The organism is Staphylococcus sp. HMSC072E01, assembly GCF_001814125.1.
Classification (GTDB): Bacteria; Bacillota; Bacilli; order Staphylococcales; family Staphylococcaceae; genus Staphylococcus; species Staphylococcus hominis.
Map to the genome: position 1 here is coordinate 242,027 of NZ_KV814990.1, position 14,455 is coordinate 256,481.

Below are 14,455 nucleotides of genomic sequence, written 5' to 3' on the forward strand. Positions count from 1 at the left end.
TTTTCATCCTTTATTTTGCGTCATGATCATTATTGTCATTAGGATTAGACATTTTATTTTTTTCTTGTTCAAATTTATTTTCTTTATGTTTCGTTTTTTTCTTACGTTTTCTTTCTTCCATAATAGATAATGCGATAAATACAACTATCAGTAAAGGAGATAACATTACGAATATCATTATTGATTCACCTCTATATATTTATTCATGACATGATTTCTTTAACTTTATTTTAACGCTTTTTCTTTAAATTGAATATATTCGAGATTAACTGTTTCATAAAAAAGTAAGGAGCGAGATTCGAATTCATTTTGAATACGCCGTCTCACTCCCATGCTTCTTTTACTTTTAATCTTCTTTATTTAAAATATACTTTCTAATATCTTCTATGGTGATCGCTTCTTTAATTTGTCTTTTGATATCATTGATTTTTGCTGTTCTTCCCATACTTCCTGCCCAACTTTTAGGACTATGCTGTTCCCAATCATCTAATTCTTTAAATAGTTCTTGTAATGTTGTCATATGTTTACCACCTTTTTTAATTTGGGTAAATAAAATAGCCCTCCTTAAATAAGAAGCGCTTGTCGACATCTTCTTATCTTTCAGGAAATCCTGTTGGATGTAGCACCTCACGCAAAGCGCAGTTGCTGAAGTTTCATAGGGCCAATTCCCTCCACTTACTCTTAATAAGATCAAACTATTTTATTTAATACTATTGTAACATACATTTTCAATTCTTTATATTAAATTGATTTATTAAATTATAGAATATGATAAGTTAATAGTTTTTTACAATACCTTAAACTAAAGTTTACTAAATACTTACTTCAAATCAAATAAAGTTTCTTAATATAAAGATGTAAGTAATCTATATTTTACATATTAGGGGGCTTTTTTAATGATGAGTTTCATCAATAAATTCGGAAAAACCACAGTAGCAACTTCAATTCTAGCTGCTTCAGTATTAGGTACAACACATGTGTCATTCGCATCTGGTGCTGGACAAGGTGCTCAAGATCAACAAGGTCAAAATGGCGATTACATGGCCATCGGTAACACTAAAAATCCTAAAAATGTGATTTTCATGGTTGGAGATGGTATGGGTCCTTCTTATAATTCAGCTTACCGTTATTATGCAGATAATCCTAATACCAAAGCATTAGATCAAACTGCTTTTGATAAATATTTAAAAGGGACTAACCGTACTAACCCTAATGATCCTAAAGAAAATGTCACTGACTCAGCTGCAGGTGGCACAGCTTTCGCTACAGGTCATAAAACATATAATGGTTCAATCTCTGTAGATAATGATAAAAAACCTTTAAAGTCAGTATTAGAATATGCTAAAGAACAAGGTAAATCAACTGGTTTAGTGACAACAGCAGAAGTCACTGATGCAACCCCAGCTGTGTATGCTGCACATGTAGATAGTCGTGATAAAAAAGATGACATTGCACAACAATTTTATAACGATAAAATTAATGGCCAACATAAAGTAGATGTTATCTTAGGTGGTGGCTCTAAATACTTCGGTAAAGAAAATGGTCATTTAACTGAGAAATTTCAAAAAGATGGTTACGACTATGTAACCAATAAAACTGACTTAGCTAACTCAAAAAGTGACCAAGTATTAGGTTTATTTGCTGAAAAAAATATGCCGTTACAAATTGATGCACCACAACAAAATCCATTATTAGCAGATATGGAAGAGAGTGCATTATCTAAATTAGAAAAAAATGATAAAGGATTCTTCTTAATGGTAGAAGGCGCGTCAATTGATAAATCTGGTCATCCTAATGATATCACTGGTGTCATGTCAGAAATGAGCGGTTTCGATAAAGCATTCCAAAACGCTATCGACTATGCAAAAAATCATAAAGATACATTAGTTGTCGCAACTGCTGACCACTCAACTGGCGGTTTATCCATCGCTAAAGGCAAAGATTATGTATGGAATCCAGACGCTATTCATAAAATGAAACATTCTGGAAGTTACATGACTGAACAAATTGCTAAAGGTAAAGACCCTGAAACAGTGATCAATGAAGGTTATGGTGTCGACTTCCCTAAAAAACAATTAGATAAAGTTAAAGATGCAGCGAAAGAATTAAAAGACGTTAAAGATAAAGCTAAAAATGACGATGATCCAAAAATTGCAGAAGCAACAACTCAATTACAAGATGCAATTCAAAAACCAATTAACGATGCATCTCATACTGGTTGGACAACATATGGTCACACTGGTGAAGATGTAAATACTTATGCATATGGTCCAGGTGCTGATAAATTCCGTGGTAACATTGATAACACGGATAGTGCGAAAAACATCTTCGACTTCTTTAGTCAAGATGTCACGTCTAACCAAAATCAACAATAATATTTAGCTCATAGATAAGACGCTCTCTATAATTGAAGCGTGTCTTGTTTTATGGTCAAAAAAGCACTTTAGCAAGTAAAAAACTGCTAAAGTGCTTTTTTACATCATTAGTTCATTTCTAAATTATCTTTAATTTTTTGTTTTACTTCGTTTAAGCTATCTTTATTGGGATAGAAATAGTACAATCCGTCGTCACCTTTGTCATCTTGACCATCAATGATTAAACGTTCTACATTATTATCGGCTTTATTATAATCAGATCTAAATTTATTTAATTCGATAAAACTTAAATCTGTTCTTAAATTATCTTGTGCTGCTTTAAATATACTGTTTAATTTTGTTACTGAATTCATTGAGAACGCTTCTTTAGCAACAGCTGTGATGACTTGTTGCTGACGTAATTGACGTCCACCATCACCGCCAGCGCCTTCTTCTTTACGACTTCTCATATATGTTAGAGCTTGATCTCCATCCATATGGTATTTTTTACCCTTTTCGAATTGATAATTATGGAATTTAAATGTAGCATCACTGACAATATCTACACCACCTATTTCATCTACAACGGTTTTTACCCCATCCATATTTATTGCAATATAGTGATCAACAGGTACATCCATTAATTTTTCAAGCGAATTCACTGCCATTTTAGGGCCACCATACGCATACGCATGATTGATTTTCTCCGTTGAATCGTGACCCACAATTTCAGTTCTCGTATCACGTGGTACACTTACCATTACTGTCTTGTTATCTTTTGGATTAATCGACATGAGTACAATCGAATCACTACGCTGTCCTAAATTTTCTTGATGACGTTGTGCATCATCGTCAATACCATATAACACAACGGTCATTGGATCGCCATCTTTTAAATTTTTTTGTCTTAGTTGTGAGTGATCTCTATCTAATGGTTCTTTAATTGAATTGTTCAGCGAATGGAATTTAGCAAATGCAAAGATAACGAGCCCAATAATCAATACTAACAATAAAATTAAAATTGTTATGATAATTTTAAATGTCGTTGATTTTTTCTTTTTCATTCATCATCACTCATTCTGCAAACTTTTAATAATTTCGATTACACGTGCTTGTTGTTCATCAGTCATGTCTGATCCAGAAGGTAAGCAAACACCATGTTCAAATAAATAAGCACTATTATCTTCATTTTCTTTAAAATAATCATATGATTCAAAGAACGGTTGTAAATGCATCGGTTTCCAAACTGGACGTGCTTCAATATTGTTTTTTTGTAGTGCATCAATTAAATCTAATGCTGTAAAGCCTGTTTTATTTTCATCAATTGTTAAAGCAGTTAACCAACGATTTGATTTAGAATTTGGTAGCTCTGGTTGGAAATCAAATCCATCCACATTACCAAATTCTTGATTATATCGGTCAAAGATTTCTCTGCGACGTTCAATACGTTGATCTAATACTTCCATTTGTCCTCTACCAATACCAGCAGAGATATTACTCAAACGATAATTATATCCTAATTGACTATGTTGATAATGTAACGCTTTATCTCGAGCTTGTGTTGCTAAGAAAAGGGCATGTTCGATATGTTCTTTATCATTAGAAATAAGCATACCGCCACCACTGGTAGTAATAATTTTATTACCATTAAATGAAAAGATTCCAAATTTACCGAATGTTCCACTTTTTTGGCCATGATATTCAGCACCTAAAGATTCTGCAGCATCTTCAACTAAAGTCACACCATATTGATCACAAATGTCTTTAATTTCATCCATTCTAGCTGATTGACCATATAAATTAACAGCCACGACTGCTTTAGGTGTAATACCTTTTTCAGAATATGTTTCGAACGCTTTACGTAATGCATCTGGAGACATATTCCAAGAGCTCATTTCTGAGTCTATAAAGACGGGAGTTGCTCCTTGATAAATGATTGGATTGGCTGAAGCACTAAATGTTAATGAACTACAAAAAACAACATCATCTTTTTGAACGCCACTTTCAATTAAAGCTAAATGTATTGCTGATGTCCCACTACCGACAGCAACTGCTGCATCTACACCGACATAATCTTTCATACTATTCTCAAACTCTGTTACATTTTCACCTAATGGTGCAATCCAGTTCTTATCGAATGCATCATTAATATAATTCAATTCTGTTCCGCCCATATGTGGTCTAGATAAGAAAATTCTTTCCTCTTCCACTTTTATTCACTCCTTAGTTTTAGCTGGTGTTCCAATAACTGTTGATTCTGATTTTACATGATTGATTACTGTAGCGCCTGCCCCTACTATGCAATGACTACCTATTTCGACTAATGGTAATACACCAGCATTAATTGCAATATGAGAAGCTTCTCCTACAGTGACGCCACCCGCTAAAGTGGCATTGGGTGATACATGAACATAATCTGCAATGTTATTATCATGTTCAATAATTGCGCCTGTGTTAATAATGACATGTTTACCTATTGTGGTATCGGCATTAATCACTGCATGTGGCATAACAACTGTACCACATTCAATTTTTGCACTAGAACTTACAATAGCCGATGGATGAACTAACGTCGCGTATTGATTAACAGGAATATCTAGCGAGTTAAATAATTTTTGGCGCACATAATTGTTACCGATAGCAATGACAAAGAAACATTCATCTTTATACTTCTCTATATTATCTAAATTATCATAAAATTTGTCTTCATCCATGTAATATTCATTAATTGCATGATCAAGATATCCAGCTACATAGTATTGTTTATCCGCTTCTATAATATCTTTAATCACTTTTGAATGTCCACCTTTTCCGATTAGAACAATGGGGTGGCTCATACTTTATTCCCCTTGAATTTCTCAGCTGTGACATGGTTAGGCGCATTAATATCTTTACGTTGTAAGATATTAATAATTGTTTTATAGATAATATACATATCTAATTTAAATGATTGATTCTCTGCATACCAAACATCTAATTTAAATTTTTCATCCCAACTAATCGCATTACGTCCATTCACTTGAGCCCATCCAGTTATACCTGGTTTAACGTTATGTCTTTTTTTCTGTTCATCATTATACAAAGGTAAATACTCCATTAATAATGGTCTAGGCCCTACTAAACTGATATCACCTTTTAATACATTGATTAATTGCGGTAATTCATCAATGCTAGACTTTCTAATAAATGTCCCTACTGGTGTCATACGTTGATCATCTGGCAATAACTCTCCATTCTCATCTCTTTTATCAGACATTGTCCGAAATTTATAGATTTCAAATGGTTTACCATCTTGACCAGGTCGTACTTGTCTAAAAAGTACAGGTTTGCCTAATTTTTTAGCAATAACAGCGGCTGCAGTTAAAGTAATCGGCGCTGAAATAATTAATCCTGTCGCGCTCACTGCAATATCAAATAAACGTTTTAACATTATACACCCCTCCTTTTTATTTTTAAATAGGAAGATTATTTTTATATATTGTTTCTAAATGTTTCCAAACAATTTCATTTCTAAATTTACTTTCTACATTTTCCCTACCATTAATTCCGAGTTGTTTTTTTATCGCTGGATTATCAATCAAAAATTCTAACTTTTGAGCAATTTGATTATAATTACCTTTTTCGACTAGATATCCAGTAACGTTATTAATAAGAGTATCTTTTGCACCTGTAACATTATTGACAATTACTGGTACTTCAACAGCTTGTGCTTCGATACTTACATTTCCAAATCCTTCTCTATACGTAGGAAAAACTAAGACATCCATATGATTATAATAATTTACTGTATCATTAACATGACCTGTCATTATTATATTCAAATTATTTTGTAAGTATTGATAATCCTCTTCACTAATTGAATCATCTTTTTCAATTGGACCAACAATTAATAATTTCACTTTCTTATAATTTTTTTGTATTATTTTAAATGCTTCTATTATTTCATGAATCCCTTTATCTTTGACAATTCGTCCTACATAACCAATCACAAAATGACCAGCCAATTTTTCTTTTAATTCATAGGGAATTGTTATTTTGTCTTTTGTAAAATTATCAAGATTAATACCATTAGAACTTCCATGACCTAGAACTTTAATATGTTCTTTTTTCTCTAAACCTAATTCTACGATTTTATCTTTTAAACTTTCAGATATTGCTATTATATCTGTAGCACAAAACATAGCTAATTTTTCCATAGCATGTAGAATTTTGTATTTGAGACCAGTAACGGTCTCTAATCTGAGACCTCTCACTGTATAAATACGTACCGGCCTTCTTGTAATAAAGGCTGCTAATGTACCTATTAATCCAGCTTTAGGAGTTCCAGAGTTAACAATGTGAGGTTTTTCTTTTTTAAATAATCTAATCATATTCATTAATGATTTTAAATCATTCTTTAAAGAAATCTCTCTTTCCATGTTAACTACATGTGTAATATCAGAAGAATATGTGTTTTGTTCTGGTCCCTCTGAGGATACAACATGCACGTCGAGTCCCTTATCTCTTAAATATTCAATTTGCCCTTTCATTAATGGAATACTCTTTGAAACAGTTACTAATTGAAAGATTTTTTTATTTGACAATGTCATTCACCCTTATTTATAGAACACATTTAGTTTATAGTCTCCATAATCCTTTGTTTCCGATTTCACCATCTTCAATAATACCTTTAATATCAAGTACTACACCATTATCTTTCACCAAATCTAGATAGTCTTTTTTATTTTCTACATAATCTTTATGTGCTACAGCAAAAATAATTGCATCAGCCTTAGGTAAATTTTGTTTATCTTCTAAGTCGATATTATAGAATTTTTTCGCTTCTTCTTTATCTGCTTCTACATCATTTACGTGTACATCTAAACCGTACTCTTTTAGTTCTTCAATGATATGAATTACTTTTGTATTTCTTAAATCTGGACAATTTTCTTTAAATGTTAAGCCTAATACATTTACTGTTGCCCCTTGAACTTCTAAACCTTGTTTTAGTAAGCCTTTAATGACATTAGAGGCAATAAATTTAGACATATTATCATTAATACGACGTCCTGCTAAAATCACTTCTGGATGATGACCAACTTCTTGAGCTTTATGAGTTAAATAATATGGATCTACTCCGATACAGTGTCCACCAACTAAGCCTGGCTTGAAGTTTAAGAAGTTCCATTTTGTACCTGAAGCACGTAAAACTTCATTCGTGTCGATATCTAATTTATCAAAAATTAATGCCAATTCATTCATTAGGGCGATATTTACGTCACGTTGTGTATTTTCAATTACTTTAGCTGCTTCTGCTACTTTAATTGATGATGCTTTATGCACACCTGCAGTAACTACAGAACCATATACGTCAGCAACGATGTCTAACACTTTTGGTGTTTGACCTGAAACAACTTTAGTAATCGTTTCAAATGTATGCACTTTATCGCCTGGATTAATTCTTTCAGGTGAATAACCAACAAAGAAATCTTTGCCACAAGTTAAGCCAGACTCTCTTTCTAATACTGGAACACAGTCTTCTTCTGTCGCTCCAGGATATACTGTTGATTCATATACAATGATTGTATCAGGTGTTAACACTTGACCAACCGTTTCACTCGCTTTAAGTAGTGGGGTTAAGTCTGGCTTATTATTTTTATCAATTGGTGTTGGAACTGCCACGATGATAAAATCAGCTTTTTTCAAATCTTCTGAATTAGAAGTAAAATAAATATTTGTTGCTTTTAAATCTTCTGATGTAACTTCATTTGTTCTATCGTGATTTTCTTTTAATTCTTTAATTCTGTTTTCATTAATATCAAAACCAATGACTTCATGTTTTTTTCCAAAAGTGACTGCTACGGGTAAACCTACATATCCTAAACCTACAACTGCTATTTTTCTATTCATTTTAAATTGCTCCTTTATATATAAAAATAATTTTAATAATAATTAATGTTTATAGTAATCTAAATACCAATCTATAAATTTATTCACACCATCTTGTATAGATGTTTGTGGTTTAAAATCAATATTTTTAAATAAGTCATCTACATTTGCATATGTTTCTGGTACATCTCCAGGTTGTAAATCCATATAATTTTTCTTCGCTGTTTTACCAAGTTTATTCTCAATTGCTTCAACGAATTCCATTAATCGAACTGGACTGTTATTACCAATATTATAAATTTTATAAGGTGCATATGAAGAACTTGGGTCTGGATTAGCACCAGACCATTCAGGATTTGGTTGAGCTGGTTTTTGAATTAAGCGACTAATTGCTTCTACGATATCATCAACATAAGTAAAGTCACGCATCATGTTACCGTGATTATATACATCAATTGTTTCATCATTTACTACTGCTTTAGTGAATTTGAAAAGTGCCATGTCAGGTCTACCCCATGGCCCATAAACTGTGAAGAAGCGTAACCCTGTTGTTGGCAAGTTATAAAGGTGGCTATAAGTATGCGCCATAAGTTCGTTTGATTTTTTAGTGGCAGCATATAAGCTTAATGGGTGGTCAATATTATCTGAAGTTTTAAATGGCTTATTTGTATTTGCTCCATATACTGAACTTGAAGAAGCATAAATTAAATGTTTTACTTCGTGATGACGGCAACCTTCTAATATATTCATAAATCCAACAATATTAGAATCAATATATGCTCTTGGATTTTCTAAACTATATCTTACTCCAGCTTGGGCAGCTAAATTAACTACTACTTCTGGCTTTTCATCTTCAAAAATTTTATTTACCTTCTCATAATTTTCTAAATCAGTTTTATAAAAAGTAAAATGATCTTCACCAATTGATTTTAGTCTGTCTTCTTTCAATTCTACTGAATAATAATCATTGATGTTATCAATACCAATAACATCGTACCCTTGACTAAGTAATTTCTTTGCTAATGTTGAACCAATAAATCCTGCAACACCTGTGATTAAAACTTTCATTAACTACTTACCTCCTTAACTTTTTTTATTGGGACACCAACATATAAACTATTAGCTTCTGTATCTTTATTAACAACTGCCCCTGCCCCAATAACACAACGTCTTCTAATATGACTTCCACCAAGCACTCTAACACCAGCAGCTATCCAAATATCATCTTCTATTATAATTTTCTTAGGTGTCACTTGATTATATTTGATAGGTTTGTCATTATCTTGCCAAGTATGATTTGAAGAAATTAACATAGTATGATTTGCTATCGATACATTATTGCCGATATCAATTTCACCATAAGCATCAACATAGCTAAACGAATGAATACTTACATTATTTCCAATTATTAGATTGTGAATATTTTTTATAACAACATATTTACCAATATAAATATTTGATCCAACTTTTTTCGCATACTTTTGCATGTAAAGTCTTCTATAAATAATAGCTAACAAAGAATCACTTACTGAGAAAACTTCCCATATAAGATTACAAATTGATTTAGGTACAATTTTATATGGAATTTGCACAAGTTTAAGAAAATTATTTAACGTTATATTACTCAATTAACCCCCTCCTTTTAAATTTCAATTTATAATATATATATAATATTGAAGCCACAGGAGTTAATACTACAGAAATTAAAAAATTTTCAATATTTTTAAATTTATATTTAGAATTTAGACCTGTATCAATCCAAGATATATCATATAAAAGATAATTAATTAACTTATCTTTTACAGTCGGTAATTGTTTATGAGCTAATTTTCTATACTCACAATAATTCTCGGCAGATTTAAAGTAATTAGTTTTAACTTTACTACTAATTCCATCCTCTTGGTATTCTACGTACTTAGTATTAATATTAGCTAAGTAGCAGTCATAAAGTTCACTAAATTCAAACCACTGATATGAAGGAGGCATATGCTTTGATGTACCATATTGTGGAAAAGTCATATTTCTAATTATACTTGTTGAGAATACATAACACTTATCGTGTCTAACCTTATATTTATATCTTAAATCTACCCAATTCACCTTTTCAATATTTGGTAATTTTTCTCCAATTACTTCTCCATTTTCATATGTATCTAAAGTAATTAAAGCTTTCATATCTTTGTTTTCTTTAAACTTTGTATTAAAAACTTCTACAGCATTGGGATAAAACCAATCATCACTATCTAAAACAACAAATATCTCACCTTTAGCTGCCTTTAAACCTACATTTGATGCTATATGCTTACCACCATTTTTTTGTTTAATGTAACGGATATTAAATTTTTTTGTATCAAATGTTTCAATCATTTGATATGTATTATCAGTGGATCCATCATCTACAATAAGCCACTCAAAATTATAATCAGTTTGTTCAAGTAATGAGTTATATAGTCTCGGTAATGTATGTGCTCTATTATAAGTCGGAGTAAAAATAGTTAACATTATGCTAACCTCCAATATTTAGTATAGTTTCTAAAAATTCTTGACCTTTATTTGTTATTTCTTGATGCTCACGTTTTAAGTTTTTTTGAATTTTATGATAAACATCTCGATTGTTATATAAATGGTCAATTTTAGTAGCAATGTCATTACCACTCATGTTTACAATAAAACCATTTTCATTGTCTTTTATCTGTTCATATACAGTTGAAAAATTAGTTGCAACAACTGGAATGTTATAGTGTAAAGCTTCATCAATAGTATTGGATTTACCTTCAAACCTTGATGGATGAACTAATACATCCATATTTTTCACAATACTTCCTGTATTAAATTTAAATCCTAATGGTATCAACATATCTTGCAAGTCATTTTTTATAATTTCATCTTGTAACCATTCACCTAATTTACCTTTGCCAACTAAATACCATTTAATATTTAAGTTTTTAGATTTTAGAATTTTAGCGGCTTCAATCATTAAATCTAATCCTTTACCATTATCCAATCGACAAATAGTGCATAAGTTAAAGTGATTAGTATCTAAATTAATTTCTTCACTTGGAATATTTTCATACAGCTTTATTGGCAAACTATTGTAATAAGTAACTGGCTTTATATCAAATATATCTTCAAAAATATCAGAACACATTTTAGAAACAGATAACATACCATTCATCTTTTTAAAATAAAAACGATCAATTGAAAGATCTCTTTTTAGCACTCTATAGTCCGTTCGTATCCAACCAATTTTTTTCTTTGCATTAACATAGTCTTCGATGAAGTAGACAGAATGACCTCCTGAAACGCCGATAGCATAATCATAAGTCTCTTGATTAACTATTTCTTGCCATTTATTATTTATCCAAAATTTTTGCTTGGCTTTCGTATTATTATGCAAATTCAATTGACTTTTAATCATAAAAATAAAAGCATTAAAAACTAATTTAGGAGAAATTAAATTTTTAAGCATATTCCGAATTAAATTATTTTTGTTCAACATAAGTATAGAAAATTTAGAACTAATTGTTTTTACATTAACATATTTAGGTAAATATTTTGTTAAGGTGTCTTCTTGGTTTAATATAATTATGTCAATTTCAGTGTTTGTATCTTTCAATTCATAAATTAAGTTCAACAAACTTTTTTGAGGACCTCCAAAATTAAAGTTGTTGACAACAAATAATATTTTCATAATATACTCCTTAATCTATATTTGAGTTGATTGATATAGATTTTTATCTTTTTTTATATCTTTTATCACATACCATATCCAGTACCAATTATTGTACAATAGTTGAACTAGAAGAAGAGGCAACAATAAGTAAATCAATTTATTATCTACGAATTCTAATAAGACTAATTGTAATAATACTGTTATAATTGCCGACACTAAAAATGACTTGTGGTGTGGAATTAAATTTTTAGTCGCTAAAAAATTAGTGAAAAGCATCTGAATATTATATAAAAATCGATAAATAATAATAACTAATAACGGTAATAAATTTAATAACTTATAATTTGCACCAATAATACTTAAAATAGGGTTGCCTAATAGTACAAATAGTATAAATGCTACAATATTAAATATAGAACTCGTTACCAGCGCTTTTTTAAATAATTGAATTAATTCATCGTATTTATTCTTCACTCTTAAATAATTTAGTTTAGCTAAATAAGTATTGTAATAAGAATTGGATAACATTATGATTAAGGTAACAATTTGATTGATAAAACCAAATTGACCAGACACCTTTAAAGATAAAAAGTATGAGCTTAAAATTATTGGAAAATTAATGATTAAATAATTTGAAATCGATAAAGATCCAGTTCTTAGTGTATTAGGCAATAAATTTTTTAATATTATTTTATCAAATTTAATTTTTAGTTTTCTTTTAGTTTGTTTCGTTTCATTAGAATAATTATAGTACGCTATTGATTGTAAAATACGGTTTACTATTACTGAAGCAAAGTAGGCAATTGAAACCCCTATTAATCCTAATCCAAAAATTAATAGAATAATAGATAGTACCAGTTGTGTACTTTTAGTTATTATTAATATTTGATTATACGTTTTAATAGCACCTATGCCTTTTAATACCGAATTCCAATAAGAAAAGCTAATATTTAAAACAATGGATAACATGTAAAAAAACCAAGAAATAAGCATAGTTTTCATACTTATTTCTCCATTATTAATACTAATCATATACCAAGTGCCAACAGTTATAAATAATGTAAATATAATTGTACCCATTGAAGTATAAATAAATCTTACGGCTGAAATCACTTTAATAAAATATGGAATATTTACTTCAACATTTTTATCTCCTAATACTTCAAAACCTGTACTTTTAATACTCTGTGCCCCCGACCATAAATAACTTATATTTCTAGTTATAATCGTTTGGAAACCAAAATCTATTAACATTGCTAAACCGTACAAAGAAGTAAATGTGTACCAAACTCCTAACTCTGCGGAATTTAAATATCTTAAAATGACTGGTAATAAAATAACATTTATTCCTTGTACCATTAATAAACTTATATAACTCCATATAACGTCTTTTTTACCTATATTCATTACTTTCTCCTCTTAATTATAATTTTTTGATTTAAGAGCTTAATTACTAATAGCACAAGGAAGAAGTTTGTAAAGAATGAAAGTAAAATAGTTGCATTAGACATAAAGAATAATGAAAATTTAACACATAAATATGCATACACATATAGGCTAAACACAGATGTACTTTTATAAATATTCTTATCCAGTAACATCACTATAAATAAAGTTATAACTGAAAATATTGGCGCCAATATTGGTCCAAAATATAAATAGCCTTGTCCTAAAAGAGGTAAAATTTGATCGTTCATTCCTACTCGTTTATAAAACATATTGTTGAAACTTTCGATAGCACTCTGAAAATTTGTAAAATATTGATTTATAAATACTACCGAATGAGTTAAATCTCCTAATATTGCATAATAGCTAAAAGGTTCATAAATATGCGAAGTCTCCACAGAATGAGCAATATTTGAAAGACCTGAAAAATAAATCTGTATATCTGTATTAAAGTTTTCAAGTGTTCCAGCAGAATGATACAAACCTCGTCCTGTTACAATGTTCGTACTTTGCTTTAATAATGTTGATACTATCACAATTAATAAAACTAAGACCGAAGATAAAGCAGTAATTATCTTTCTATAATTTTTATATAATATATAAATAGTGAATAATCCTGTTATTAAAGGAATAATAATACTAGACCGACTTGTACCTACAATAAATGATGCTGATATCATAATTATAATTAGAGATACAAATAAATAGAAAATGTTCGGTCGTTTTTCATAAAATTTATAAACAATATTTAATATTCCAATAGTTAAAACAATTTGTGCTAACTGTACTAATAAAGCTACTAGACTGACATTTGCTAATTCATCATTATTTAATTGCGAAGCAGACCAAATGAATGAATATCTTCCAATAGAAGATGGATCTCTTAATGCTAATGCTAATACTAAAATTACAAATAACCATCCAAATAGGTTGGATTTTGATTTTACATTATCAAATTCTACTTTATTAGAATAAAAGTATTTATGAAATATACCAAATATCATAAATAAAATAATCATTTCATATATCATTAAATATATTGCGTGACTTTGCGTTGACAACCCTATTGGTGTACCAATTTGAATATTAGATCCATATATTGACATGAGCAAGG

Annotated in this window: 15 protein-coding genes and 1 riboswitch; of the genes, 1 reads left to right on the top strand and 14 read right to left on the bottom strand. The window is 30.0% G+C overall.

Annotated elements, in window-relative coordinates:
* Positions 1–10: 10 nt before the first annotated feature.
* Together HMPREF2953_RS11515 and HMPREF2953_RS11520 are read right to left on the bottom strand one after the other, a co-directional pair.
* Positions 11–178: a hypothetical protein gene (locus HMPREF2953_RS11515; protein ID WP_002488268.1), complete on the bottom strand. Its 168-nt coding sequence runs from the start codon at positions 176–178 to the stop codon at positions 11–13.
* A 168-nt stretch (positions 179–346) separates the two neighbouring features.
* A complete protein-coding gene (locus tag HMPREF2953_RS11520) occupies positions 347–520 on the bottom strand; it encodes a hypothetical protein (protein ID WP_019834604.1) in 174 nt (57 codons plus the stop codon).
* A 70-nt stretch (positions 521–590) separates the two neighbouring features.
* Positions 591–691: riboswitch (SAM riboswitch) on the bottom strand.
* Between the two features lie 208 nt (positions 692–899).
* On the opposite strand from HMPREF2953_RS11520, the gene HMPREF2953_RS09635 reads away from it, so the two are divergent.
* Entirely contained in the window at positions 900–2,375 is a 1,476-nt protein-coding gene (locus tag HMPREF2953_RS09635) for an alkaline phosphatase (protein WP_070673423.1), read from the top strand.
* A gap of 107 nt (positions 2,376–2,482) precedes the next feature.
* On the opposite strand, the gene HMPREF2953_RS09640 is transcribed toward HMPREF2953_RS09635, so the two are convergent.
* From HMPREF2953_RS09640 to HMPREF2953_RS09695, 12 genes are read right to left on the bottom strand one after another with little or no spacing between them, the layout of a single operon-like run.
* Entirely contained in the window at positions 2,483–3,418 is a 936-nt protein-coding gene (locus tag HMPREF2953_RS09640; protein ID WP_070673084.1) for an LCP family glycopolymer transferase, read from the bottom strand.
* Positions 3,419–3,424: 6 nt separating this feature from the next.
* The gene (locus HMPREF2953_RS09645; protein WP_275043966.1) at positions 3,425–4,564 is read right to left on the bottom strand and encodes a DegT/DnrJ/EryC1/StrS family aminotransferase; all 1,140 of its coding nucleotides are present in this window, start codon (positions 4,562–4,564) and stop codon (positions 3,425–3,427) included.
* Between the two features lie 6 nt (positions 4,565–4,570).
* Positions 4,571–5,191 carry an acetyltransferase gene (locus tag HMPREF2953_RS09650; RefSeq protein WP_070673085.1) on the bottom strand — a complete coding sequence of 207 codons (621 nt, stop codon included), beginning with the start codon at positions 5,189–5,191 and terminating at the stop codon, positions 4,571–4,573.
* Positions 5,188–5,784 (bottom strand): sugar transferase, encoded by a 597-nt coding sequence (locus tag HMPREF2953_RS09655; protein ID WP_070673087.1) that lies wholly within the window; start codon positions 5,782–5,784, stop codon positions 5,188–5,190. Before HMPREF2953_RS09655 ends, HMPREF2953_RS09650 begins: the two co-directional genes overlap by 4 nt.
* 22 nt (positions 5,785–5,806) lie before the next feature.
* Positions 5,807–6,943: a glycosyltransferase family 4 protein gene (locus HMPREF2953_RS09660; RefSeq protein ID WP_070673089.1), complete on the bottom strand. Its 1,137-nt coding sequence runs from the start codon at positions 6,941–6,943 to the stop codon at positions 5,807–5,809.
* 28 nt (positions 6,944–6,971) lie between these two features.
* Positions 6,972–8,243 carry a nucleotide sugar dehydrogenase gene (locus HMPREF2953_RS09665; RefSeq protein ID WP_070673091.1) on the bottom strand — a complete coding sequence of 424 codons (1,272 nt, stop codon included), beginning with the start codon at positions 8,241–8,243 and terminating at the stop codon, positions 6,972–6,974.
* A gap of 42 nt (positions 8,244–8,285) precedes the next feature.
* Positions 8,286–9,290, bottom strand: coding sequence for an NAD-dependent epimerase (locus HMPREF2953_RS09670; protein WP_070673093.1), 1,005 nt, complete (start codon positions 9,288–9,290; stop codon positions 8,286–8,288).
* Positions 9,290–9,850 carry an acyltransferase gene (locus tag HMPREF2953_RS09675; protein WP_083310599.1) on the bottom strand — a complete coding sequence of 187 codons (561 nt, stop codon included), beginning with the start codon at positions 9,848–9,850 and terminating at the stop codon, positions 9,290–9,292. Before HMPREF2953_RS09675 ends, HMPREF2953_RS09670 begins: the two co-directional genes overlap by 1 nt.
* Positions 9,843–10,724, bottom strand: coding sequence for a glycosyltransferase family 2 protein (locus HMPREF2953_RS09680; protein WP_070673095.1), 882 nt, complete (start codon positions 10,722–10,724; stop codon positions 9,843–9,845). Before HMPREF2953_RS09680 ends, HMPREF2953_RS09675 begins: the two co-directional genes overlap by 8 nt.
* 4 nt (positions 10,725–10,728) lie before the next feature.
* Positions 10,729–11,913, bottom strand: a complete 1,185-nt coding sequence (locus HMPREF2953_RS09685; RefSeq protein WP_070673097.1) for a glycosyltransferase — start codon at positions 11,911–11,913, stop codon at positions 10,729–10,731.
* 15 nt (positions 11,914–11,928) lie between these two features.
* Positions 11,929–13,302, bottom strand: a complete 1,374-nt coding sequence (wzx, locus tag HMPREF2953_RS09690; RefSeq protein WP_070673099.1) for an O-unit flippase-like protein — start codon at positions 13,300–13,302, stop codon at positions 11,929–11,931.
* Positions 13,302–14,447, bottom strand: a complete 1,146-nt coding sequence (locus HMPREF2953_RS09695) for an O-antigen polymerase (protein ID WP_141754105.1) — start codon at positions 14,445–14,447, stop codon at positions 13,302–13,304. Before HMPREF2953_RS09695 ends, wzx begins: the two co-directional genes overlap by 1 nt.
* Between the last annotated feature and the right edge of the window lie 8 nt (positions 14,448–14,455).

What these genes read in the sequence shown, in the direction of transcription:
- HMPREF2953_RS09635 (WP_070673423.1), top strand. Translation starts at nt 900, where the DNA reads ATGAGTTTCATCAATAAATTCGGAAAAACCACAGTAGCAACTTCAATT.
- HMPREF2953_RS11515 (WP_002488268.1), bottom strand. Translation starts at nt 178, where the DNA reads ATGATATTCGTAATGTTATCTCCTTTACTGATAGTTGTATTTATCGCA.
- HMPREF2953_RS09655 (WP_070673087.1), bottom strand. Translation starts at nt 5,784, where the DNA reads ATGTTAAAACGTTTATTTGATATTGCAGTGAGCGCGACAGGATTAATT.
- HMPREF2953_RS09660 (WP_070673089.1), bottom strand. Translation starts at nt 6,943, where the DNA reads ATGACATTGTCAAATAAAAAAATCTTTCAATTAGTAACTGTTTCAAAG.
- HMPREF2953_RS09670 (WP_070673093.1), bottom strand. Translation starts at nt 9,290, where the DNA reads ATGAAAGTTTTAATCACAGGTGTTGCAGGATTTATTGGTTCAACATTA.
- HMPREF2953_RS09640 (WP_070673084.1), bottom strand. Translation starts at nt 3,418, where the DNA reads ATGAAAAAGAAAAAATCAACGACATTTAAAATTATCATAACAATTTTA.
- HMPREF2953_RS09695 (WP_141754105.1), bottom strand. Translation starts at nt 14,447, where the DNA reads ATGTCAATATATGGATCTAATATTCAAATTGGTACACCAATAGGGTTG.
- HMPREF2953_RS09665 (WP_070673091.1), bottom strand. Translation starts at nt 8,243, where the DNA reads ATGAATAGAAAAATAGCAGTTGTAGGTTTAGGATATGTAGGTTTACCC.
- HMPREF2953_RS09685 (WP_070673097.1), bottom strand. Translation starts at nt 11,913, where the DNA reads ATGAAAATATTATTTGTTGTCAACAACTTTAATTTTGGAGGTCCTCAA.
- HMPREF2953_RS09680 (WP_070673095.1), bottom strand. Translation starts at nt 10,724, where the DNA reads ATGTTAACTATTTTTACTCCGACTTATAATAGAGCACATACATTACCG.
- wzx (WP_070673099.1), bottom strand. Translation starts at nt 13,302, where the DNA reads ATGAATATAGGTAAAAAAGACGTTATATGGAGTTATATAAGTTTATTA.
- HMPREF2953_RS11520 (WP_019834604.1), bottom strand. Translation starts at nt 520, where the DNA reads ATGACAACATTACAAGAACTATTTAAAGAATTAGATGATTGGGAACAG.
- HMPREF2953_RS09650 (WP_070673085.1), bottom strand. Translation starts at nt 5,191, where the DNA reads ATGAGCCACCCCATTGTTCTAATCGGAAAAGGTGGACATTCAAAAGTG.